Origin of the sequence: Neisseria subflava, from assembly GCF_005221305.1 — a bacterium.
Classification (GTDB): Bacteria; Pseudomonadota; Gammaproteobacteria; order Burkholderiales; family Neisseriaceae; genus Neisseria; species Neisseria subflava.
Map to the genome: position 1 here is coordinate 161200 of NZ_CP039887.1, position 24144 is coordinate 185343.

At 49.6% G+C, this 24144-nt stretch carries 22 protein-coding genes; 4 read left to right on the forward strand and 18 right to left on the reverse strand.

The window, feature by feature from the left end; genetic code table 11:
- The 3 genes from FAH66_RS00830 to ybeY are packed head-to-tail and all read right to left on the reverse strand — an operon-like array spanning position 1 to position 2094.
- Positions 1-738: a methionine ABC transporter ATP-binding protein gene (locus FAH66_RS00830; RefSeq protein ID WP_137040223.1), complete on the reverse strand. Its 738-nt coding sequence runs from the start codon at positions 736-738 to the stop codon at positions 1-3.
- A complete protein-coding gene (locus FAH66_RS00835) occupies positions 735-1577 on the reverse strand; it encodes an HlyC/CorC family transporter (RefSeq protein ID WP_137040225.1) in 843 nt (280 codons plus the stop codon). The genes FAH66_RS00830 and FAH66_RS00835 overlap by 4 nt, the downstream gene beginning before the upstream one ends.
- 1 nt (position 1578) lies before the next feature.
- Positions 1579-2094, reverse strand: coding sequence for an rRNA maturation RNase YbeY (ybeY, locus tag FAH66_RS00840; RefSeq protein WP_137040227.1), 516 nt, complete (start codon positions 2092-2094; stop codon positions 1579-1581).
- A gap of 78 nt (positions 2095-2172) precedes the next feature.
- Between ybeY and FAH66_RS00845 the strand changes: the two genes are divergently transcribed.
- Entirely contained in the window at positions 2173-2310 is a 138-nt protein-coding gene (locus FAH66_RS00845; RefSeq protein WP_003684388.1) for a hypothetical protein, read from the forward strand.
- Between the two features lie 81 nt (positions 2311-2391).
- Here FAH66_RS00845 and FAH66_RS00850 read toward each other — a convergent pair whose 3' ends face one another.
- On the reverse strand, positions 2392-3699 hold the full coding sequence (locus FAH66_RS00850; protein WP_244284956.1) for a YadA family autotransporter adhesin: 1308 nt from the start codon (positions 3697-3699) through the stop codon (positions 2392-2394).
- A gap of 256 nt (positions 3700-3955) precedes the next feature.
- Here FAH66_RS00850 and hemC point away from each other — a divergent pair, with 256 nt between their 5' ends.
- On the forward strand, positions 3956-4891 hold the full coding sequence (gene hemC / locus FAH66_RS00855; RefSeq protein WP_137040231.1) for a hydroxymethylbilane synthase: 936 nt from the start codon (positions 3956-3958) through the stop codon (positions 4889-4891).
- Between the two features lie 63 nt (positions 4892-4954).
- Here hemC and trhP read toward each other — a convergent pair whose 3' ends face one another.
- Positions 4955-6310 carry a prephenate-dependent tRNA uridine(34) hydroxylase TrhP gene (gene trhP, locus FAH66_RS00860; RefSeq protein ID WP_049350962.1) on the reverse strand — a complete coding sequence of 452 codons (1356 nt, stop codon included), beginning with the start codon at positions 6308-6310 and terminating at the stop codon, positions 4955-4957.
- A 327-nt stretch (positions 6311-6637) separates the two neighbouring features.
- Between trhP and FAH66_RS00865 the strand changes: the two genes are divergently transcribed.
- Entirely contained in the window at positions 6638-7384 is a 747-nt protein-coding gene (locus tag FAH66_RS00865) for an amino acid ABC transporter permease (protein ID WP_070606779.1), read from the forward strand.
- A 78-nt stretch (positions 7385-7462) separates the two neighbouring features.
- Here FAH66_RS00865 and nagZ read toward each other — a convergent pair whose 3' ends face one another.
- The 10 genes from nagZ to FAH66_RS00915 all read right to left on the reverse strand — a co-directional run bounded on the left by nagZ (position 7463) and on the right by FAH66_RS00915 (position 21817).
- A complete protein-coding gene (gene nagZ / locus FAH66_RS00870; protein WP_137040233.1) occupies positions 7463-8548 on the reverse strand; it encodes a beta-N-acetylhexosaminidase in 1086 nt (361 codons plus the stop codon).
- Positions 8549-8645: 97 nt separating this feature from the next.
- The gene (locus tag FAH66_RS00875; protein WP_137040235.1) at positions 8646-10166 is read right to left on the reverse strand and encodes a Na+/H+ antiporter NhaC family protein; all 1521 of its coding nucleotides are present in this window, start codon (positions 10164-10166) and stop codon (positions 8646-8648) included.
- Between the two features lie 133 nt (positions 10167-10299).
- A complete protein-coding gene (locus FAH66_RS00880; protein WP_003684314.1) occupies positions 10300-11799 on the reverse strand; it encodes a DegQ family serine endoprotease in 1500 nt (499 codons plus the stop codon).
- A 245-nt stretch (positions 11800-12044) separates the two neighbouring features.
- Positions 12045-13298 (reverse strand): glutamyl-tRNA reductase, encoded by a 1254-nt coding sequence (gene hemA, locus FAH66_RS00885; RefSeq protein WP_003684306.1) that lies wholly within the window; start codon positions 13296-13298, stop codon positions 12045-12047.
- 148 nt (positions 13299-13446) lie between these two features.
- Positions 13447-14310: an RNA polymerase sigma factor RpoH gene (rpoH, locus tag FAH66_RS00890; RefSeq protein ID WP_004519690.1), complete on the reverse strand. Its 864-nt coding sequence runs from the start codon at positions 14308-14310 to the stop codon at positions 13447-13449.
- Between the two features lie 279 nt (positions 14311-14589).
- Positions 14590-16137, reverse strand: a complete 1548-nt coding sequence (gene lnt / locus FAH66_RS00895; protein WP_070631876.1) for an apolipoprotein N-acyltransferase — start codon at positions 16135-16137, stop codon at positions 14590-14592.
- A 55-nt stretch (positions 16138-16192) separates the two neighbouring features.
- Positions 16193-17059, reverse strand: a complete 867-nt coding sequence (locus tag FAH66_RS00900) for a DUF808 domain-containing protein (protein WP_137040237.1) — start codon at positions 17057-17059, stop codon at positions 16193-16195.
- A gap of 111 nt (positions 17060-17170) precedes the next feature.
- Positions 17171-18553 (reverse strand): TolC family protein, encoded by a 1383-nt coding sequence (locus tag FAH66_RS00905; RefSeq protein ID WP_137040239.1) that lies wholly within the window; start codon positions 18551-18553, stop codon positions 17171-17173.
- A gap of 63 nt (positions 18554-18616) precedes the next feature.
- Positions 18617-20554, reverse strand: a complete 1938-nt coding sequence (locus FAH66_RS00910) for a MacB family efflux pump subunit (protein WP_137040241.1) — start codon at positions 20552-20554, stop codon at positions 18617-18619.
- Between the two features lie 81 nt (positions 20555-20635).
- Positions 20636-21817 carry an efflux RND transporter periplasmic adaptor subunit gene (locus FAH66_RS00915; protein ID WP_137040243.1) on the reverse strand — a complete coding sequence of 394 codons (1182 nt, stop codon included), beginning with the start codon at positions 21815-21817 and terminating at the stop codon, positions 20636-20638.
- 289 nt (positions 21818-22106) lie between these two features.
- Between FAH66_RS00915 and FAH66_RS00920 the strand changes: the two genes are divergently transcribed.
- Positions 22107-22529, forward strand: a complete 423-nt coding sequence (locus FAH66_RS00920) for a type IV pilin protein (RefSeq protein ID WP_137040246.1) — start codon at positions 22107-22109, stop codon at positions 22527-22529.
- A 117-nt stretch (positions 22530-22646) separates the two neighbouring features.
- Here the strand turns inward: FAH66_RS00920 and nusB are convergent, their stop codons facing one another.
- From nusB to FAH66_RS00935, 3 genes are all read right to left on the reverse strand, one after another.
- Positions 22647-23075 (reverse strand): transcription antitermination factor NusB, encoded by a 429-nt coding sequence (nusB, locus tag FAH66_RS00925; protein WP_003748564.1) that lies wholly within the window; start codon positions 23073-23075, stop codon positions 22647-22649.
- A 121-nt stretch (positions 23076-23196) separates the two neighbouring features.
- Positions 23197-23676 carry a 6,7-dimethyl-8-ribityllumazine synthase gene (gene ribH, locus FAH66_RS00930; RefSeq protein WP_137040248.1) on the reverse strand — a complete coding sequence of 160 codons (480 nt, stop codon included), beginning with the start codon at positions 23674-23676 and terminating at the stop codon, positions 23197-23199.
- A 93-nt stretch (positions 23677-23769) separates the two neighbouring features.
- Positions 23770-24093 carry a DUF2185 domain-containing protein gene (locus tag FAH66_RS00935; RefSeq protein ID WP_137041582.1) on the reverse strand — a complete coding sequence of 108 codons (324 nt, stop codon included), beginning with the start codon at positions 24091-24093 and terminating at the stop codon, positions 23770-23772.
- Positions 24094-24144 lie beyond the last annotated feature (51 nt).

Below are 24144 nucleotides of genomic sequence, written 5' to 3' on the forward strand. Positions count from 1 at the left end.
TTAGTCCTCTTGAATCAGCTCTTGCCCGATTTCGGATTGGGCATGGATTTGGTTGCCGTGTACTTCAACGATTTCCAACAGACGGCCTTTGTCTAAGAGGGCGGCACGGTCGCACAGGCGGCGGATAACGCTCATTTCGTGGGTAACGATGACGATGGTTACGTTGAAACGTCGGTTGATGTCTTCCAAACACTTCAAAACGCTGCGCGTAGTGGCGGGGTCGAGGGCGGAAGTGGGTTCGTCGGCGAGGATGACTTGAGGTTGCGGCGCCAGCGCGCGGGCAATGCCGACACGTTGTTTTTGACCGCCGGAAAGTTGGGACGGGTAATGGTTGGCACGGTCTTGCAAGTCGACGATTTTCAAACATTCTTCAACACGCGCTTGGATTTTTTTAGACGGCCATTTGGCAATTTTTAAAGGAAAAGCGACGTTTTCGGCAACGGTACGGTTGCTCAATAGGTTGAACTGTTGGAACACCATGCCGATGTTTTGTCGGGCGTGGCGCAGTTGCGTGGCGTTGAGCGCGGTCAGTTCTTGGCCACACACGCTGACGGTACCTGTATCCGGACGTTCCAATAAGTTAATCAGACGCAACAAGGTGGATTTGCCTGCACCGGAGTAGCCCATCAGGCCAAAGATTTCACCCTGTTTGATTTCGAGGCTGGTCGGCTCGACGGCGACAAAGTCTTTTTTGTCGCGCGTTTGATAGTGTTTGGAAACGTGATCCAGAATAATCATGGTTTATCCGTGTTTTCTTTAATTCGTGTGGCCATCAGGGTGTGCAGACGGCGGTTGTCGGCGCGTGCAACAGTAAATTGCAGGCTGCCGATGATGACTTTTTCGCCGCGTACGGGCAGATGCCCCAACTCTTGAATGACCAGGCCGCCGATGGTGTCGGCTTCTTCGCTGCTGTATTCCGTACCGAAGAAGGTGTTGATGTCTTCGATTTCGGTAGCCGCGTGGATGCGCCAGCGTTCGGAAGAAACGGCATGGATGTTGTCGGCGCTGTCGTCTTCGTCAAACTCGTCTTCGATTTCGCCGACGATTTGCTCGATGATGTCTTCAAAGGTGACCAAGCCGGATGTGCCGCCGTATTCGTCGATGACAATCGCCATGTGGTTACGCTGTTCGCGGAACTCTTTTAAAAGGGCGGTCAAAGATTTGCCTTCGGGAACGAAAACGGCAGGGCGCAAGACGGATTGCAAGTGGAACTGCTCGGGGTTGAACATATATTTGAGTAGGTCTTTGGCGTGCAAAATACCCAAAACTTCGTCTTTGTCTTCGCCGATGACGGGGAAGCGTGAATGGGTGGTTTCGATGACGTAGGCCGTGATGCGCTCGATGCTGTCGTTCTCTTTCAATACGTTCATGCGGCTGCGCGTAATCATCGCATCGCGCACTTCCAGCTCGGCGAAGTCCAATACTTTTTCCAGCCGGGTCAGTGTGTCGGCGTCAAAAACTTCCTGCTCGTGTGCTTGGCGCAACAGGGTCAATACGTCTTCGGCGGAGTCGGGCTCGCCGGCAAGTCGGGAGATTAGGCGTTCGAAAAATTTGGGCTTCGACTGCGTACCGTCCATTTTAATATTCGTCCTCTTGGTAGGGGTTGGGGAAGCCTGCCGCCAGCATCAGGCGGATTTCTTCGGCTTCCATTATTTCGGCTTCATCGTCTTCGATGTGGTCGTAGCCCATCAGGTGTAAAGTACCGTGTATGGTCAGGTGGGCAAAATGCTGCTCGGGTGTTTTGCCTTGTTCGGCGGCTTCTTTCAAAACCACTTGCGGACAAATCACCAAATCGCCATACAGGCCGTCTGAAAACTGGTCGGGCAGGATTTCGCCTTCGTTGAGCGCGAAACTCAAGACATTGGTGGCGTAATCTTTGCCGCGGTAGTCGCGGTTGTAAGCGCGGGCTTCTTCTTCGTCCAGAAGAATCAGGCTGATGTCTGCGCGGCGGTATTCGTTTTTTAAGGCAGACCACGTCCAGCGGTAAAAATCGCGTTCGCTCGGAAGGTTGGCGGCGGAAGAGGCGTTTTCAAAGTTTAGATGAAAACGTTGCCGCTGTAAGGATAAAAAAGGATATTGTTTGGCGCGTTTCATGTTGTCCGGAAAATTGGGTTTTTAGGCGTAAATATAACATATTCACCCTCATGCTGTCTGAAAAACCGCCCAAAAAAAGTGTATCACAACACCACCAAACCATTAGTGGATTACTACCAAGCAGAAGCCAAAGCGGGCAACACCCAATATTTCCGCTTAGACGGCACGCAAAAAGTAGAAGATGTCAGCAAAGCATTAGATAAAATCTTAGCATAATTCCTCATCGCAACAAAAAAGCCATTCTATTTCAGAATGGCTTTTTTATTATGCTCCGATTAACTCGGGATTAACGGTTTATTACCATTGGTAAAACGCACCGGCACCCACACCGTAGTTACCACGACTGTTGGTAGAAACGCTGGCTTTAAACACCCAGTTTTCATTAGGGGTAACACCGGACACACCAAGAGAAACCGCAGATTGACCACCATAGAAACCGGTACCCACGCCCACACCGATAGCACCGGCTTTGGTGGATTGAGGAACAGAAGCGTGAGCAATCGCACTCGCAACACCGCCTCTCAAGTCTTTATTTAAGAGGTTTACATTGCCACGCAATTCATTGATGGAATCGTTATTATCCGCTAATTGAGTGTTAATCGCCGCAATATTATTCGCGTTAGTCTGAATGTTAGCTGTATTAGTCGCAATATTACCCGTGTTAGTCGCAATATTACCCGTGTTAGTCGCAATATTACCCGTGTTAGTCGCAATATTACCCGTGTTAGTCGCAATATTAGCTGTATTAGTCGCAATATTACCCGTGTTAGTTGCAATATTGGTTTTGTTGGTTGCGATATCGGCTTTATTAGTTGCAATATCGGTTTTGTTTTTCTCAACTTTACCGTCTAAAGATTTCAATTGAGCCACGTTCACTGCATCAGTATCTTTTGTACCCGCAGCAACGCTGGTAATTTGACGGGTGATATTGTTGTCAACGTCACCAACAGAAACCGCAGCATGTGAAGCTTTCCAAGCTGCACTTGTCTCAGTTGTAGCAGCTTGAGTTGACGGATCATATCCTACAGCCTCTTTATTAACAGTCGCTTTAGAATATGAACCTAATGCAACGCCATTTTCTACATCAGCACCTGAATATGCACCGACAGATACAGTAAAATTTTTAGTTGCTCCAGTACCCGCTGTAGATGCCAAACCAATACCTACAGCCCCTACGCCTGTAGCTTTAGCATTTGAACCTACAGCAACAGAATAAGCGCCTGTTGCTTGGGTGGATACCCCAACAGCAGTTGTAGCTAGCCCTGTAGCATTAGCTTGATTACCAAGAGCCGAAGCATAATCTCCATTAGAACTAGCTCCATAACCGAGTGAGGTAGCACCTTTGCCTTTTGCAACCGTGTCAACACCTACTGAAGTAGCTCCACCAACTGAAACATCAGTATTATTTTCATTAGCTCTAGCATTGAGGCCAACAGCAATATCTTTTGAGAGACCTGTCTTAGCCGCTTCAGTTCCAGGACTAGAACTAATAAAAACATCTGCTGCATTAGCAAGCGTAGAAACACCCAATGCAGAAAGAAGTACGACCGCTGCCGTAGATAATTTCATGCTTGTATTTTTATTTAACTTACTTACATTTTTCATAATAGGTACCATAAAGTTAAAAAATAGACTAGTTATCATCAATGATAAGAAATACACCCTTGCACTTCGCTTAAGATTTTAGCATAAAAATTAAACTTTTTTACTCCATTTGATATTTTATGCATATTAAATTTATGCTTCTCATTGCAATTAAAAGAAGTAAAAATGGCACAAAAAGAAGACAGTCTTTTCAATAGCGCTCATTTTCAGAATTATGATAGACTTCATGCCGTTTTCCATCTTTCAGGCAACCATTATGAACCCGAAAAAACTCGTTATCGCCAGTCGCGAAAGCCTGCTTGCCATGTGGCAGGCAAAACATATCCAAGGCCGTCTGAAAGCCCTGTATCCCGATTGCGAAGTCGAGATTTTGGGCATGACCACGCGCGGCGACCAGATTTTGGACAGAACATTGTCAAAAGTCGGTGGTAAAGGCTTGTTTGTCAAAGAGTTGGAACAGGCTTTGTATGATGGTCGAGCCGACCTGGCCGTGCATTCGATTAAAGACGTACCGATGGATTTCCCTGAAGGTTTCGCGCTTGCGGCCATCGGCGAACGCGCCAATCCGTTTGATGCGTTTGTGTCCAACCAATACGCGCGTTTGGAAGAAATGCCCAAAGGCGCCATTGTCGGCACATCCAGCCTGCGCCGCGAAGCCCAGTTGCGCGCGCGCTATCCGCATTTGGTTATCAAACCTTTGCGCGGTAATGTGCAAACCCGTTTGTCCAAACTCGATAACGGCGAATACGACGCGATTATTTTGGCTGCCGCCGGTTTGCAGCGTCTGGAATTGGACGAACGCATCCGCATGATTTTGTCGGAATCCGACAGTCTGCCTGCCGCCGGACAAGGCGCATTGGGTATTGAAATTGCAGCGCATCGCGAAGATTTATACGAAATCTTAAAGCCTTTGAACCACGATACCACACACGCCTGCGTTACGGCCGAACGTGCGTTGGCGCGCGCTTTGGGCGGAAGCTGCCAAGTACCGCTGGCCGCATATTGCACTGAAGAAAACGGCTTGCTGACTTTGCGCGGCTTGGTCGGTCATCCTGATGGTTCGGTCATTTTGCAGGCGGACGCGCAAGCCCCTGCCGAATACGCCGATGCCTTGGGTCGCGCAGTCGCCAAAAAACTGGCAGATGATGGTGCGGAAGAATTGATTGCCGCTGTATTGCAAGAACAGGCTTAAAACAGTATAGATCATTTAAAAAGGCCGTCTGAAACTTTCAGACGGCCTTTATTTTGTTGACGTTTAAGGATTCATAATCCGCGCAACCAAAGCTTTTTCTTTGCCCTGCATATTGGGGATTTTGACCTGAATACCGTTGCCGGGTGCAACATCGACAGGCTGGCCTTTGCGGGTCATTTGTTCCAATTTGATGGTTTGGTTGCCGCTCGGATGGATGATTTCGAGTGAATCGCCGACTGCAAAGCGGTTTTTGACTTCGATGGTTGCCCAGCCGTTTTCATCAATTTCGGTAACGTGGCCGACATATTGGCTTTGTTTGGCGATGGAGTGGCCGGTCAGGTAGTTTTGGTAATCCTGAGTTTGGTGGCGCTCGAGGAAGCCGCTGGTGTAGCCGCGGTTGGCCAGGCCTTCGAGTTCGCTCAACAGGCTGTAATCAAACGGACGGCCTGCAACGGCATCGTCAATCGCTTTGCGGTAGGACTGGGCCACGCGTGCAACATAATAGAGCGATTTGGTGCGGCCTTCGACTTTGAGGCTGTCTACGCCGATTTTGGCCAGTTTCTCAACCACTTCAATGCCGCGAAGGTCTTTGGAGTTCATGATGTAGGTGCCGTGTTCGTCTTCCATAATCGGCATCATTTCGCCCGGGCGGTTGGACTCTTCAATCAGGAAAACTTTGTCGGCGTAGGGATGGCGTTTTTGACCGTTGATGCCTTCAAAGTTTTGGTTGGCTTCTTCTTGGGCTTTTTCAAAGTTGAAACCTTGCAGAAGCTGGGCGTCGCCCGCATCGCTTTCAGTGGCGTTGTGAACCTTGTAATCCCAACGGCAGGAGTTGGTGCAGGTGCCTTGGTTGGGGTCGCGGTGGTTGAAGTAGCCGGAGAGCAGGCAGCGTCCGGAGTAGGCGATACACAATGCACCGTGAATGAAGACTTCGAGTTCGATGTCGGGGCATTCTTGGCGGATTTCGGCGATTTCTTCCATGCTCAATTCGCGCGATAGGATGATGCGTTCGACACCGATGTTTTGCCAGAATTTCACGCCCCAGTAGTTGGTGGTGTTTGCCTGTACGGACAGGTGAATCGGCATTTCCGGCCATTTTTCGCGCACGGTCATGATCAAACCTGGATCCGCCATAATCAGCGCGTCAGGTTTCATGGCAATCAAGGGCTCCATATCGGAAACGAAGGTTTTGAGTTTGGAGTTGTGCGGCAGCGTATTGACGGTCAGGAAGAATTTTTTGTTGCGCTCGTGCGCTTCTTTAATGCCTTGCTCGAGAACGTCGAGTTTGGCAAATTCGTTGTTGCGGGCGCGCAGGGAGTAACGCGGGCTGCCGGCGTAAACGGCATCTGCGCCGTAATCGTAGGCGGCGCGCATGCGTTCGAGGCCGCCTGCCGGTAATAAGAGTTCGGGTGCTTTCATGTTTTATGCTTTTTAAAATGTTTTCAGACGGCCTTTAAGGGAAGAGGGAAGGCCGTCTGAAAGATGTTTGAAGAATGGGCGGATTATCCGCTGTTTTTGTGTTTCGGTCAATTTTGTGTCGGGTTTGCGCTTTGTTTTTTATACGGAAAATGTCCTATATGAGCAAAGGTGAAAAGGGGCTGCAATTCATTGGAAATGTAAAAAAAGCAGGGTTGGGCGGAATAATTTAACAAAAAACCGTTCAAACAATGTATTTTCTTGTAAAATATCAAACTTCATTTTAAAAAATATTCGGATTAGTTACCGATTTTGACCGACGGAAGGGTTATGGATTTTCGTTTTGACATTATTTATGAATACCGCTGGATGTTTTTATACGGCGTGTTGACAACGCTGGGACTGACGGTGGTTGCAACGGCAGGTGGCTCGGTTTTGGGTTTGCTGCTGGCATTGGCGCGTTTGATTAATCCGGAAAAAGCCGGTGTGCCGATGCGTGCCTTGGCTTGGGTGTTGCGTAAGATTTCTTTTTGGTATGTTACGCTGTTTCGCGGTACGCCATTGTTTGTACAAATTGTGATTTGGGCTTATGTTTGGTTCCCATTTTTCGTTCATCCGGCCGACGGTGTATTGATTAGCGGCGAAGCAGCCATTGATTTGCGCCGTTCTTATGGTGCGTTGATTGCCGGTTCTTTGGCTTTGATTGCGAACTCGGGTGCGTATATTTGTGAGATTTTCCGTGCCGGTATCCAGTCGATTGATAAAGGCCAAATGGAAGCTGCGCGTTCTTTGGGTCTGACCTATACTCAGGCGATGCGTTATGTGATTTTGCCGCAAGCTTTGCGCCGTATGTTGCCGCCATTGGCCAGTGAGTTTATTACGTTGTTGAAAGACAGCTCATTGCTTTCCGTCATCGGCGTGGCAGAGTTGGCTTATGTACAAAGCACGATTACCGGCCGCTATTCTGTCTATGAAGAGCCGCTTTATACAATCGCGCTGATTTATTTGGTGCTGACAAGCTTTTTGGGTTGGGTATTCCTGCGATTGGAAAGCCGTTACAATCCACAACACCGCTAATCGGTTTGAATCAAAAAAAGGAAGACTTGAAAAAGTCTTCCTTTTTTATTTGCCGTCAATGTTTCAGACGGCCTTGAATCAGAATGCTTCGCCGACTTTGATACCGCCTGCGATGTCTTTTGGCGTTGCCAGTTTGGCAGTTGCCTGTTGGGCAGCTTGGAATTCTTCGGTTGCCATGATGTCGGCAGCTTCTTGTACGGTCAATGTGTTGGCCATGTATTGCCAACGTGCTGCCAAATCGGCGTTTGCCGGTGCGTGGAAACCGTCTCGCAATTCATCTACCAAATCGGGACGGTTGCATACCAGTACAATATCGCAGCCTGCTTCAAAAGAAAGGCGGGCGCGTTCTTTAATACCGCCGACACCGCATGCGCCTTCCATGGTCAGGTCATCTGAAAAGATAACGCCGTTAAATCCGATTTCTTGGCGCAGGATTTGTTTCAGCCATTTTTCGGAGAAACCGGCAGGTTGGTTGTCGGTTTGCGGGTACACGACGTGGGCAGGCATCACTGCCGCCATGCCAGCTTGGCTCAATGCGCGGAAGGGGATAAGGTCGGCAGCTTCTAGCGCTTCGCGGCTGCGTTCGTCACAAGGCAGGACGTGATGGCTGTCGCCTTCGACAAAGCCGTGGCCGGGGAAGTGTTTGCCGCAAGATTTCATGCCGCCTTTGTTCAGTCCTTTTTGCAGGGCAAGGGCAAGCTGGGTAACGATGTTGGCGTCGCGGTGGAAACTGCGGTTGCCGATGACGGCGCATTGCCCCCAGTCCAAATCCAAAACAGGCGTGAAGGATAGGTCGATACCGCAGGCGGAGAGTTCGGTTGCTAAAACCCAGCCGACTTGTTGTGCTTGGGCGCAGGCGGCTTCTCTGCCTTCGTTGTCCCAAATTTCGCCCAATACGTTCATGGCCGGTAGGCGGGTGAAACCGTCAATAAAACGTTGAACCCGTCCGCCTTCGTGGTCGATGGCAATGATGAGTTCAGGTGTACGGACGGCTTTGATTTCTTGAACCAAAGCTTTGAGCTGGGAAACGTTTTCAAAGTTGCGGCGGAACAAAATAACGCCACCGACGGCAGGGTCGAGCAGGCGTTGTTTTTCTTCTTCGGTCAGATGATAGGCGGCAACATCGGCCATGACTGGGCCGCGTGGAAGATGAGGCGTATTCATTGTTTTGTCCTGAATAATGTATATATTGGATAATCGTTATGTTCAGACGGCCTGAGAGTGTAGGAATATCTCAGGCCGTCTGAATATTGGTTTTGAATTAGGCAGTTGCTTTTTTCTTGTCTTTCAAGATAAAAATCAATATAACCATCACGATGCCGGTTACCACAAAACCCAAAGGTGCAGAGCCGGTCATGCCCAGTGCGAGGTAGCCTGAGGCGGCAGACGCGGCTACGGTCAGCGCGTAAGGGAATTGCGAGGTAACGTGATCGATGTGGTTACAGTGTGCGCCGGTAGAAGAGAGGATAGTGGTGTCGGAAATCGGCGAGCAGTGGTCGCCAAATACGGCACCGGCCATTACGGCAGACATGCAAGGGATAATCAGCGAAGGTTCGACTTTGACGGCCATGGCGGCGGCAATCGGCAACATGATGCCGAATGTGCCCCAGCTTGTGCCGGTAGCGAAGGCCATCACGCCTGCGAGCATAAACAAAATCACGGGCAGGAAGCCTGCGTGGATATTGCCTGCCACCAAAGTGGAGAGGTATTCGCCGGTGTGCATCTCGCTGACAACGGTGCTGATAATCCATGCCAAAATCAAGATGGTAATGGCACCGCGCATAGAGATGATGCCTTGCCAAATGGCTTTAGGGTAATCGCTGGTTTTGATGGTGCCGATGGTGCAGAGGATGACGGCCAATACGCCGCAAGTACCGCCGAACACCAGGGAAGTGTTCACATCGGTATTTTCAAATGCGCTGAGCAAAGAGAAGGTCTCAGAAGCTTGCGCACCAGTGTAAATCATGGCGGAAACAGTAGCGACAATCAGTACCAAAACCGGCACAATCAGTGCAAATACACGGCCGTTGGGATGGCCTGTTTCAACGGTTTCATCATGAATTTCGTTCAAAGCGGCGCGTTCCAAACGGGCCATAGAGCCGATGTCGAAGGAGAACCAGGCAACGACAAACACCATAATCAATGCGAAGACGGCGTAGTAATTCATCAGGCTCATGGCCACGAATGCGCCCATCGGTGTGTAGTCTGTAATGTTGTAAGTTACCAAAAGGCCTGCCAAAGTAGCGATAATCGATGCGCCCCAGCTGGATACCGGCATCAAAACGCACATCGGCGCGGCAGTGGAGTCAAGGATATAAGCCAGTTTGGCGCGGGAAACTTTGAATTTGTCGGTTACAGGGCGGGCAATCGCACCGACGGCAAGGCTGTGGAAATAGTCGTCAATAAAGGTAACGAATACCAGACAGGCGGTCAGCAGCTTCGCACCGCGACGGCCTTTGATGTGCTGTTTTGCCCAATCGGCAAATGCTTGGTTGCTGCCGGAATGCGTCAGCAGGGAAGTGAAAATCCCCAAAAGCACCAAAAAGAGCAGGATTTTGGGTTTGCCCAAAGACCAATCGCCGTCCGCCCAAGTCAGGCTGATCGCCATGTCTTTTAAGTGAACCAAGGCATCGACTGGATTGCCGCCTACCAGCAGGAATGAGCCGACGATAATGCCGACACCCAGGGACAGCAACACACGGCGTGTGGCAATGGCCAAGGCGAGCGCAATGGCTGCCGGGACGATAGATAAAATAGAATTTGAATAATTAATAAGTTGCATAATTATATTGTATATAAGCGGTAAAATATTTTCAGACGGCCTAAATTGGAAGACGGATAACAAAATACCCACCGCCTTTGACAGATGGGTATTTTATCATTTAACACATCATCATGCCGTCTGAAAAATCGGACTACTGCAGATTTAGCGCAAGGAACAAAGTATTGCCATCGCGTTGTACCAAAAGCGGTACGTTTTTGCCTGAGCTTTCCAATGCGCTACGGAAAGTGGATTCGTCATTGACGCTGATTTGGCTGACGGCAATGATTTCGTCGCCGCGTTTGAGGCCGGCACGTTCGGCCGCTCCGCTAACGCGCAGAACGATTAAGCGTTGTTTGCCGTCTGCGTTTTCAACCTGCAGGGTAACGCCTGCGTTTTCAACGGTAAATCCGTCATGGCTGCCTTCATGTTGTGGGTGTTCGGCTTCTTTTGCAGAAGTTTCCGTTTGCTCGGCTGCGCTGCCAAGTTTTACTTTGACATCGGTTTGTTTGCCGCCGCGCCAAATGCTCAAAGTCACTTCTTTACCCGGCATAATCGAGCCGACCATAACAGGCAAATCGCTGGAAGCGCGGACTTCTTCGCCGTTAACTTTGCGTACGATGTCGCCAACCTGCAAACCGGCTTGTTGTGCCGCGCTGTTTGGCATGATTTTGGCAATCAGCGCGCCACTTGCTTTGTCCAAACCGAAAGATTTGGCCAAATCGTAAGAAACTTCTTGAATAACCACGCCTAATTGACCGCGTTGGACTTTGCCGTTGGCTTTTAATTGTTCGGCCACATTCATGGCAACATCAATCGGAATGGCAAATGAAATGCCCATGAAACCGCCGCTGCGGCTGTAAATTTGCGAATTGATGCCGACTACTTGGCCGCGGAGGTTGAATAATGGGCCGCCTGAGTTACCGGGGTTGATGGCAACGTCGGTTTGGATAAACGGCGTGTAGTTTTCATTCGGCAGGCTGCGGCCTTTTGCGGAGACGATGCCGGAGGTTACGCTGTTGTCAAAGCCGAAAGGCGCGCCGATGGCGGCTACCCATTCGCCCGGTTTCAAATCTTTCGGATTACCGATTTTGACAACCGGCAAGTCTTCTTGCGGCTCGATTTTTAAGAGGGCAACGTCGGATTGGGCGTCTGAGCCGACCAGTTTGGCCGTGTATTCGCGTTTGTCGTTGAGCAGGACTTTGATATTGCCCATGCCGGCAACCACGTGGGTATTGGTCAGGATATAGCCGTCTTTGCTGATGATAAAGCCGGAACCGAAATTCAAAGCGTCGCTTTCGGTATCTTCTTGCGGCATGTCGGGCATATTGGGAACAAGGCGTTTGAAGAACTCGTAAAACGGATCGTTGTCGGGGAATTGGCTCAGATCCATGCTGTGGTCGTCATCCGGTGTCGCAGTGCGTTTCGCCGGTGTCGCTTGAATATTGACGACTGCCTGTCCTTCGTTTTGCACCAGTTGGGCGAAGTCGGGCAACAACATGCCGACCTTTCCGTCATCAGTATTGGTTTCTATGCGTTGGACAAGTTCTTTGTTTTCGTCTTTGCCAAAAAAGGTGCTGACTTTGTCGCAACCTGAAAGAAGGGAAGCTGAGAGGACAGCAAGGGCCAGATATGTGTTTGTTTTAATATTCACGAAAGTTCCTTTTGCCGGCGCCTATCGTATTGTCGGCATGCGTTTGAGCCGGCAGGCAGTTTTATTGTTTGAATGTTGTTTAAATGTATAAGGTAGGATTTTTACACTTTAACGGTTTTTTTTCAAGCATTTCATTTTAAATGAAAAAATGATAATTGGGATTTTATTGTTTTAAGACCGTCTGAAAACTTTGGAATATGACCTGTCGGTCGGTTTGCTTCTTTCAGACGGCCTTTACATTGTGGTCAGTCGTGTTGATCCAAATGGTAGATCTGCGCCACGGCATCGATTAATTCGCTGTTGTCCGAGCCGGCTTTATTGAGCGTGCGTGTCGGAGAGTGGAGTAGTTTGTTGGTCAACTGGATGGAGAGGCGTTCGAGGACATCCTCGGCCGACACGCCTTTTGCCAGTTGCTTCATGGCATTTTCCAATACTTGGCGGCGCGCACGTTCGCCTTCGTCGCGCAAGGCGCGGATAAGCGGAACGCTTTGACGGTTTTTCTGCAGGCGGATAAATTCGCTGACTTTTTCTTCCACCATGCTTTCAGCCGCCGCCGCTGCTTTTTTGCGCGCATCTTTACCGCTTTGGACAATGTCCATCATGTCGTCTACGGTATAGAGATATGCGTCTTCCAATTCGCCGACTTCGGCTTCGATGTCGCGCGGAACGGCCAAATCCAGAAGGAAAACAGGCATGTTGTGGCGTTTTTTCAATGCGCGCTCAACCATGCCTTTGCCGACGAGGGGAAGTTGGCTGGCGGTGGAAGAAACGACCACGTCGTAATCGTGAAGAATATCGGGCAATTCATTCAACAGGCAGGCTTCGGCGTTGACGCCGAGTTTGTCGCACAATTCCTGCGCGCGCTGGTGTGTACGGTTGGCAACGGTAATGAGCTTGGGATTTTTGGCGGCAAAATAAGTGGCCACCAGTTCAATCATTTCGCCTGCGCCAATAAAGAGAACGTTCAGATCGGAAATGGAAGGGAAGATTTGCTCTGCCATTTTGACCGATGCAGAAGCCATGGAGACGGAGTTTTCGCCGACAGCAGTGTCAGTACGCACTTCTTTGGCAACGGCAAAGGTTTTTTGAAACAGGGCGTTTAAGTGGGTATTGATGCTTTCCTGTTCTTGCGCAACGCGGACGGCATCTTTGATTTGACCGAGAATTTGCGGTTCGCCCAAGACCATGGAGTCCAAACCGCAGGCGACACGGAAGGCGTGGCGGACGGTTTCATTATTATCCAAGGTATAGAGGTAAGGGCGGATTTCTTCGGCAGGCAGGTCGTGATATTGCGCCAACCAGTCGATGATTTTTTCGGTTTCACCGACGCAGTAAAGCTCGGTGCGGTTGCAGGTAGAAAGAATAACTGCTTCTTCCGCCGCCTCACTGCGCGCGAGGTTGGACACGGCATCCGGCAGATTTGCAGCTGCAAATGCCAGTTTTTCGCGTATGCTCAAGGGCGCGGTTTGGTGATTGAGTCCGACGACGGTAAGTTGCATGGTTATGGTATGACTGGGTAGTGTGTGTGGTGGGTATTATAGCTTAAGTGGGCTTTAAAATGAATGTGTTGGGGGAGAAGATGCAATAAGGTTTGCCATCGAAAAGGCCGTCTGAAAAGATTCAGACGGCCTTTTTATCATGAAAGGCTTAAACGGCTTCTGCTTCTTCTGCCAAGAAACCACGCAATTTTTGCATGGCTTTGGCTTCGATTTGGCGGATGCGTTCGGCAGATACGCCGTATTCGGCAGCCAATTCGTGCAGGGTCAAACCGCCATCGTCTTGCAACCAGCGGCTTTCAACGATACGGCGGCTACGGTCGTCCAGTTGCGCCAAGGCGTTTTGCAGACCTTCGGTTTGCAGGGCGTAGTGGGCTTGTTTGGACAACTGACGGCTAGGCTCTGCATCGTGGTCGGCCAACCAGTCGATAGGGGCAAAGTTGTCTTCGTCATCGTTGTTTTCTGCCATGATGCCGATATCGTGACCGGTCATGCGTTGCTCCATTTCCAAGACTTCGGACAATTTGACACCCAAATCGTCGGCGATTTCTTGCGCTTCTTTTGGAGACAAGGCATTCAGGTTTTTACGCATGCTGCGCAGGTTGAAGAACAGTTTGCGTTGCGGTTTGGTGGTGGCAACGCGGACCAAACGCCAGTTGCGCAAAATGAATTCGTGGATTTCGGCTTTAATCCAATGTACGGCAAACGAAAACAGGCGCGCGCCGCGGCTTGGTTCGTAGCGTTTGACGGCTTTCATCAGACCGATATTGCCTTCTTGAATCAGGTCGGCTTGGTTGAGGCCGTAGCCGTCGTAGCCGCGTGCAATGGATACGACGACGCGAAGATGGGACAGAATAAGCTGTTTGGCGGCGTTGAGATCGCCTTTTTGTTGACGTTCGGCCAGTTGTGTTTCTTCTTCGGCGGTAAGCATGGGAATGCTGTTGACAGTATGAATGTATTGCTCGAGGCTACCGTTGCCGCTGTGGATAACGGGTAATGCAAAAGCTTTATTCATAAAGGAGGCTCTCCTTGATTGGGCCGTCTGAAAACGGCTTTTTGTTTATTGTGTGACAAGCAGTATAACACTGCCTGTGGTTTGTTTTGTTATGGGTTGGATTTTTTCTGTAAATTAACGATAGATTCAATAGTTTTTACTGCTTAAATCGCAAGGGTTGATTGTCTTAGAAAATTTGAGTGATTTGCTAGGTTTTGGATAAGTATATTACAAACATTTCTGTATGTAAATAGTTTTGATAATAAAAAAGAACTTGTATAACAAGGTGTTAAAATTTTTTTATTCTGGTTTTTTCCGGCCAATCAGGATGAGGAATACGCCGATAACGGCCAAAATGCTGATGAGCCATGTTGAGCCGCCTGCTTTCATATAAGGCGTTTCGCCGATATAGCCTTTGACGTGGCCTTCGAGGACGGTTTCCGTATTCGGTTGGGCTTCGGCAACAATCGTACCTTTAGGGGAAATAATGGCGGTCGCGCCGGTATTGGTGGCGCGAACCATGTAGCGGCCCAGTTCCATTGCACGCGCTTGGGACTGTTGAAGCTGCTGGTACATGGCATTGGATTTGCCATACCACGCCATATTGCTGATGTTGGCAAGCAAGGTGGAGCGTTTCGCCGTTGCAATGAGTTCGTCGCCGAAACCGTCTTCATAGCAGATATTGAAGGCGACTTTTTGATCTTTCATCACCAAAGGCGCTTGGTTGTCGCCTCCTTTTTGAAAGTCGGCCAAAGGCATATCCATCATTTTATAGAGGCGCTCGGTAATGGTGGGCAAGGGCTTGTATTCGCCAAATGGAACGAGGTGGTTCTTGGCGTAGTAGGGGATGACATCGGAAGTACTGTTGTGATATTCGCTCAAATTGATGACTGCATTTTCGTAGCCATTGCCGTCGGGCGTATATTGGCTGATGCCGATGGCCAATGCGCTGCCGTTGCTTTGTGCCTGTTCGGCGAATTGTTCCAAGATGCCTTCGGGCAGGTCTTGGCGCATCAGCGGCAGGGCGGTTTCAGGCAGGATGACAATGTCGGCACTGGTCTTGCTGATTTGTTCGTAGTATTTCTGAATGGTCGGAATGATTTGCTCTTCCTTCCATTTCAGATTTTGCTCGATGTTGCCTTGAATCAGGGCAACCGTGCTGGTGCTGCCGTCGGGGCGGGTGTATTCGGTTTGTTGGGAAATGTAGCCGACGGAGCAGAGCGCAACGATAAGGAATAAGGGCAGCAGGCGGTGTTTCAGACGGCCGTGGTTGTCAATCAGCAACACCAGCCATGCGCTGAGGAAAGCGGTTGCCAGCGTGACCATATGAATGCCGCCCAAAGGTGCGAAACCTGCCAACGGGCTGTCTTTGATGATTTGGGAATAGCCGATGGCGCCCCAGCCGAATCCGGTCAGGAAACGTTCGCGGGCAAATTCTGCCAGCGTCCACAAAATCGGCAGCAGGAGACCGGTTTTGGCCCAGCGCGACAGGTTGCATTTTCTCCACACCCAAAAACAGATGGCCGGATAAAGCGCAAGAAACGCCGGCAGCAGGAAGGTGAGGGGGATGGCGTATGAATCCGGCAAACCCGAAACATCATGCAAGGCAGTGTGTATCCAATAAAACTGCGCCGTATAACCGATTAATCCGAACAGATAGGCAGTCATGACGGCAAAGCGCGGACGCAATTCAATCAGGCGTATCAGCGCGCCAAACAACAGCGGCATCAGCCAGAAATGATAATACGGGGCGAAAGTGAACGGTGTCGCGGCGGCAATCAAGATGACCAGCGGCCAGTAAAGCAGCGGATGTTGCCAATATTGTTCGAGTTTACGGAAAATATTCATGCTTTAAATGGTATTGAGGCCGTCTGAAAAGTTTTCAGACGGCAGGGAAACAAAATCAGTCTTTTTGAAACAATTTCATTGCAGGCAGGACGATTGCGCAAGCCAATGCGCCGGCGGCTACTCCGACCACCAGATTGGCGATATGTTCCATTATGCCGCTGTCCCAATGCTGCGCATGGAGGAAATCGTGCAAAAAGCCAAGGTTGTGGGCGATCAGTCCGCCGCCAACCAAGAACATCGCCAGTGTGCCGACAATACTCAAGCCGCGCATAAACCAAGGCATAAATGAAATCAAACCGCGTCCGATACCTTGCACGGCAGCGCTTTTTTGGCGCATCAACATCATACCGAGGTCGTCAAGTTTGACGATGATGCCGACCAAACCATAGACCAACACTGTCATGCCGACACCGATGGCGGCCATCACCAAAGAACGCGTCATCAGGTCATATTTTTCAACAACGCCCAGCGCGATAATGATGATTTCGGCGGAGAGAATGAAATCTGTGCGGACCGCGCCTTTAACTTTTGTTTTTTCGTCTGTGACTTCAGGCTCGGTATCGTGTCCGTCTTCGTGTTCATTGCGGTGCAGGAATTTGTGCAACAGTTTTTCCACGCCTTCAAAACACAAATACACACCGCCGATCATCAGCAAGGGCGTAATCAGCGCAGGGAGGAAAGCGGAAAGCAACAGTGCAAGCGGCACCAGAATCAGCTTGTTGACCAGGGACCCTTTTGCCACCGCCCAAATAATCGGCAATTCGCGCTCGGCGGATACGCCGGTTACTTGATTGGCGTTGAGCGCCAAATCGTCACCGACCACGCCGGCGGTTTTTTTGGCGGCAACTTTAGTCATCATCGCTACGTCGTCCAAAACGGCGGTAATGTCGTCCAAAAGGGTAAAGAGAGAGGCGAAGGCCATAATGTTGTCCGGATAAAATCAAATAAACGCGCGATTATATATGAAAATTCAGTTGCTTGAATGGTTTCAGACGGCCGTTGACGGAAATTAACCAAAGGCCGTCTGAAAATGCTATTTCGGCGTATAACGTCCTGCCATGGCTTTATACACCATATTTTCGTATTTTAAGGCTTCATAGCGTTGGTTCAGCAGGTTTTGAGCCGAGCTGTATTCCGAATTCAAAGACTCCAGCCAGTCTTTCAGCTCGTTTTTACCATGCTGGTAGCGTACTTGATAGTAATGGCTGTTTTTCTTGTCCAACTGATAACGCTGTTCTTGATTGGCAAGGCTGGCCTGAGCGTTTTTGTAGGCAAGGTAGTTGGTGTTGACCTCGTTGAGCGCGGTGGTCAGGGCTTTTTCAAAATTCAGCTTGGCACTGTCCATCTCCGCTTGTACGGTTTTGTCTTTCCATTTCATGGTCTGCCAATTGAGGAAAGGCAGATTGATGGTGGCCGAGCCGCCCAACATGGGGATATTGAACGTACTTTTCGCTTTATCGGAAGACGTACTCAAACTTGCGCCCAAAGTAATCGACGGATACCAACTGCGTTTTTGCGCGTTGACCGATTGTTGCGACGCTTGCAGGCGGTATTCGGCGGCGCGCAGGTCGGGGCGGTTGGCCAAAACGGTAATCGGTACGTCCAAGTTCACGCCTTTGACAGGCAGCAGGCGGAATTGTGCCGGATCGGCGGCCATGTTTTCAGACGGCCTTAAATTCAAAAAATTACGCAAAATCTGTTTTTGCGTATCCAAATTGTTTTGCAAAGACAACAGGCTGTTTTCCGCGCTCAGCAATGACTGTTGGGCTTGGATCGGCTGGCTTGAGTCGGCTCGGCCGTAGCGGAACTTGGCATTCGCAATGCGGTTGATTTTCTGATATTGCTTCAGCGATTTTTGCGCCAACTCGATGGCTTCGTTCAGATAGGCGATATTGAAATACGCATCGGCGACATTATTAATCAAAGTCAGGCGTGTGTTGGCCATGTCTTCATGCGTGGCTTGGTATTCCCATACCTGCGCATCGGCAGTGGCACTGAGTTTGCGCCACAAATCCAATTCGTAGCTCAAGCCAAGCTGGCTGCTGAAGGTATTGCCGTGGCTGCCGGTTTTCAGGTTTTTAGAAGCATTCGCCCCCAACGAGCTGCTGAACGAAGGCACCAAATCCGCACCCAAAATATTGGCTTGATACAAAGCTTTGTTGACGCTGATGGCGGCCTGTTTCAAATCAACATTGTTGGCCAGCGCCTGCTCCATCAGCGCATTGAGCTGCGGGCTTTGGTAGATTTCCCACCAGTTGCCGTTTACATCGTAGCGGTCGGCAGTTTCGGCCGTGCTCATGACTTGGCCGGTCGCTTCCAGCGTCAGGTTCGGATTGGCTTTAGGTGCAGTGCACGCACTTAGGGCAAGGGCAATAGCCAATGATAAGGCTGCTTGGGAAAAAGGTTTCGTCTTCATAAAAAATCTTTCGGGTAACAGCATTTCAGACGGCCCTAAAATAATAGGCCGTCTGAAATATAATCAATCCTGAGCCAGCGCATCAATCGGGTTGAGCTTGGAAGCCTTGTTGGCAGGCATAAAGCCGAACGCGACACCGATGGCGGTGGAGCAGACCACCGCGCCGATGACGGAAGTCATGGAAATGCTCATCGGGAAGTCGGTGACAAAGTAGTTGAACACCAGACTGATGCAGGCAGACAGCAATACGCCGGACAAACCGCCGATGATACAGATTAAGACGGCCTCAATCAGAAACTGTTGCAAAATATTGTTGCGGCGTGCGCCGATTGCCATGCGGACGCCGATTTCTTTGGTGCGCTCGGTAACGGAAACCAACATGATGTTCATCACGCCGATACCGCCGACCACCAAAGAGATGACCGCGATGGAAGAGATCAGTAGCGTCATGGTGCCGGTTGTGCTTTCAACCATTTCTTTGATGCTGTCGCTGTTGTTCATAAAGAAGTCTTCTGTACCGTGGCGTGATTTCAGCAGCTCGGTCAGGCTTTTTTCGGCAACTTGCGTGTTGGCATCGTCTTTGATTTTGACCACGATGGAGTTGGTATGGCTCTCACCGGTAATTTGGTGCATGACCGTTGTATACGGCGACCAAAGCATCAGCGAGTCGGAATTGCCGAACGAGTTGTCATCTTTTTTCATAATGCCGATGACGGTTAACGGGCGTTTTTTGAAGAGGATGGTTTTGCCTAAAGGATTGACGCCTTCGCCGAAGAGTTTGGTTTTGATGTTTTGGTCGATAACGACGACTTGGGCATCGGTTTTTACATCGTCATCATCAAACAGACGGCCTTCTTCCAATTTCAAACCGCGCACGTCGAAATATTGCTCGCCTACGCCGTAAAGCGAGGCGGTCAGATCGGTGTTGCGGTAGGTCAAGGTGCCGCCGGAGTTGGTTTGAGGGGTGGCGGAGGCGACGTAGCTTTGTTGGCTGATGGCTTTTGCGTCATTAATCGTCAGTGTCTTGATTCGTCCGCTGCGGCGGTCGCCAAAACCACGGCCGGGAAAGATGCTGATGGTGTTTGTGCCCATCGAGTTGATGTCTTCCAAGATTTTTTGTTGCGAGCCATTACCCAATGCCACTACCGATACCACCGAGGCGATACCGATGATAATCCCCAGCATGGTCAGCAGCGAACGCATCTTGTGCGCCATAATCGCCTGTACCGACATTTTAAATGCTTCCATAAATTGATCGTAATAAAACGACCAGGAAGCTTTTTCTTTAATCCTCTCCACTTTGCTTGGCGGAATATCCGGATTTTTAGACGTATCCGAAATAATCTGACCGTCGCGGATTTCGATGACGCGGTTTGCGTTTGCCGCAATGCCCGGATCGTGGGTGACCATAATCACGGTATGCCCGTCTTCGTGTAGCTTATGGATGATTTCCATCACGTTTTTACCGCTGGCGGTATCCAATGCGCCGGTCGGCTCGTCGGCAAAGATGATTTCGCCGCCGTTCATCAACGCGCGGGCAATCGAAACGCGTTGTTGCTGACCGCCGGAAAGTTCGCTGGGTTTGTTGCCTTCTTTATTTTGCAAACCCAAATCGCCCAACAGTTTTTCCGCACGTTCCGCGCGCTCTTTGCTGTCCATGCCCATATAGACGGCAGGCAGGGCGACGTTGTCTCGGGCGGTCAGCAAGCTTAACAGGTTGTAACGCTGGAAAATAAAGCCGAAACGCTCACGGCGCAAAGCCGCCAGTTCATCCGGCTGCATTTGCGATGTTTCGATGCCGTCGATTTGATAAGAGCCGGAAGTAGCGGTATCCAGACAGCCCAAGATATTCATCAGTGTCGACTTACCCGAGCCGGATTGGCCGATAATCGCCACAAAGTCGCCTTTCTCAATAGAAAGGCTGACATCTTTCAATACGTGCACACGGTTTTCACCGTTACCGAAAAAACGGTTGATATTCTTACATTCGATTAAACTCATAATCTTTCCGGGCGAAAAATAGAAACACAGGAACTAAGGCCGTCTGAAACACAGCCAAATCTTTCAGACGGCCTTAATCAATCAGCGAGGAGGGCCGCCACCCATCATCGCGCGTTCGCTGCTCTTATTCTTTTCATCTGCGCTCATTTCAGAAACAATCACTTTTTCGCCTTCTTTCAAGCCGCTTTTGATTTCGGTATTCATGCTGTCTTTCAAGCCGACAGTCACTTCACGCTCAACAGCTTTATTGTCTGTACCCAAAACGCTGACAAATGATTTGCCGTTATGCTTTTTCACAGTCAGTGTCGGTACCAGTAAGACATTCTTCACTCCGTTGATTTCGATCGTGTTTTGAGTGGTCATACCGATAGAAAGTTTGCCTTCGGGATTTGGCACCAGTGCACGGGCATAGTAGTAAATCGCATTGGAAGTCGTGTCCGTGCTGCTGGTGTAGTTGCCCAAAGACATGGTGGTCAGGCCGGGGTCAACGCTGTCTAATTTCGCTTTAATCGGGGTGTCCGGCTCGGACAAAATGGTGAACGAAATATCCTGACCGGCTTTGACTTTCGTGATGTCGCCCTCGGCAATCTGCATTTTGTTTAACATGGTTTCCAAGTTGGCCAGTTGGATAATGGTCGGCGTAGATTGCGCCGCATTGACGGATTGGCCTTCTTCAACAGGAATGGCGACCACGGTGCCGTCCATTGTGGCGGTAATCCGCGTGTGGCCCAGTTCGGATTCGGCTGTATTGATGGAGATTTTTGATTGTTTGATGGCGGCCTTCAGTTCGGCGACATTGGCTTTGGCCGCGGCTAAAGAGTCTTGTGCAGATTCCAAATCTTCTTTGGAAGTTGCCTGTTCTTTCCATAAGGCAAGTTCGCGTTTATATTTTTTCTCCGCACTGGAAAGCGCGATTTCGGCAGAAACCAATTTTGCCTGATAGGTTTCCAGTTTGGATTTTTCGGTATTTAAGGTATTGATCTGATTGGTTGAGTTGATTTCTGCAATCAGATCGCCTTTTTTCACTTGTTGGCCCAGTTTCACATACAGTTTTTTAATCTGACCTGAAGCTTCTGCGCCTACGGATACCAAATTGGAAGGTGAGATTTCGCCGGTTGCCGACACGGTTTGACGGATATCGCCGCGTTTGATTACTTCTGTAATAAAAGAAGACTGAGGCTCAGGCTTCATCAAAGACCAGCCGCCGAAAGCCGCTGCTACCACAACAGCCGTACCGGCCGCCCACTTGAAAACTTTAGACATATAAAAGGAACCAATTCAATAAAATAACGTCGCAGACAAGCAACAAATATATTGATAGAAACAAAAAAACAACTGGATTTTACTGTAAAGACCAAGGCCAACCAAGAGACGGTCGGCTTAAATTGAAGTTTAACTTATTGAAATAAAAAATAAAGGGCAGTAAACATTTTTCAGAATTTGCACCTCATTTACATAAATTCCCAAACTGCCTCCGAATCTGAACATTTAAGCCGCAAGAAAACTACTATAATATTCACGTCTTATTCTAATTATTTACGACATAAATACAATGAAACACCAACAAGGCTTCACACTTATCGAGCTGCTGATAGTCGTTGTGATTGCAGCCATTCTTGCTACCATCGCATATCCGTCTTATCAAAACTATATCCGCCAAACGCGCCTTGCCGCCGTCCGCACGCAGATGCTGCATAACGCCCAACAGCTCGAACGCTACTACACTCAAAAAAGTACATTTGTAGGGTTTCCTGCTGGAAATTTACAGCAGAATCAATATTTCGATATTAGTTTTTCTGAGGGTACGGCTTCTATGCCTAATCCTTCCGATTCAGGTTATATTTTGAAGGCAGAGCCTAACAAAGAAACCAACGCTAATGAAACCTGTACCGTTTATTACAACGACAGCGGTATCATCTGGGCAAGTAGCGACAAGCAAAACTGTCCCGGTTATGAAATGCCAAAATCAGAATAAATCGAAATATAAAAGGCCGTCTGAAATTCAGACGGCCTTTTTGATGGTTTGGCTGTATAAGGACATTAGCTTAAACAGGGCAAAGATCGGTAATATCGACCTGATGCGAAGTCAATCTTAGCCTTTGCGGCGCGGTTCGTCAGGGCGGATGCGGGAAGCCAGTTGGTCGAGGATGCCGTTAACGAATTTATGGCCATCGGTGCCGCCGAAAGTTTTGGTGACTTCGATGGCTTCGTTGATGATGACAGGGTAGGGGGTCTCAGGCATGGTGCTCAGCTCATGGCAGGCAACCAGCAAAACGGCGCGTTCGATAGGACTGAGGTCTTTTTCGTCGCGGTCGAGCAGGGGGCTGATTTTTTCCATGTATTCTTCGGCATGGGTTTGTGCGCCGAAAAACAGTTTGTTGAACAGCTCTTCATCCATATTGGACGATTGGGACAGTTCGTGGATGTTTTTGGCGATTTCGGGAGCGGCTGTTTTGTTGATGCCTGCTTGATAAATAGCTTGTACGGCAAGCTCGCGTGCGCGGCGGCGTGGGCTTTTCATGGGTATTCCTTGTGAAGAGAGCGCCGAGGGTTGTCGGCTGAATATTGAATGATTCAGACGGCCTCAATGTCATGATTGAGAGGCCGTCTGAAAATATGCGGTATTCAATACGGAGAGAAACTTATTCTTCGTCGTCTTCGTATTGTTCTGACAAAAGATGGTTGACCAAGTTGGCACATTCTACGGCAACTTTGGCAGCATCGGAGGCTTTTTCTTTGATGCGTGCAACGGCTTGTTCGTCGTTTTCAGTCGTCAGAATGGCGTTGGCGATAGGGATGTTGTAGTCAAGGGCAACGCGGCTGACACCTGCGCCGGACTCATTGGATACCAATTCAAAGTGGTAGGTTTCGCCACGAATGACAACGCCGATGGCAATCAGGGCATCGAATTGTTCGGATGAAGCGAGGTTCATCAGCGCGATAGGCACTTCAAGTGCGCCGGGAACGGTGGCAAGCGTGATGTTGTCTTCGGATACGCCCAATTCTTTTAAGGTGCGGCAGCAAACTTTGACCATTTCGCTGCCGATTTCGTTGGTAAAACGGGCTTGAACGATGCCGATGCGCAGGTTGGTGCCATCGAGGCGTGGTTCGATAATGTTCATGATGATTCCTTCAATATTTGTGAAATAGGGATTCGGCTCGGTTTCAGACGGCCTTGTTATAAAGAAGGCCGTCTGAAACGAAATGGGGATGGGTTATTCTTGCGGCTGCCAATCGGCAACGACTTGGAACTCGCCGTCTTCGTTCAATTCCCACGCGCTGCCTTCTGCCTGAGTCAGCAGGGGCGCGATGTCGGGATTGTCTGCGGTAATGGCGGAGAGGCTGACAATGCTGAAATTGTCGGGATTGTCGGTGTATTCGTCGGTTTCGTCGCCGCTGAAAATACGCCAGCCGCTGTCATTTTCAAATACGGGGGCTTCGCGGTAGAGGAAGCCGACGGGCTCGCCTTGTTCGGCGACAGTGTTGGTAACGATGCAGCGGTCGAGCGCTGCGGCCAATGCTTGGGCAAATTTGTTCATGGAGTTGACAAAGAGATGATTTGGCATAATTTTACACGATTCGCCGCTTTC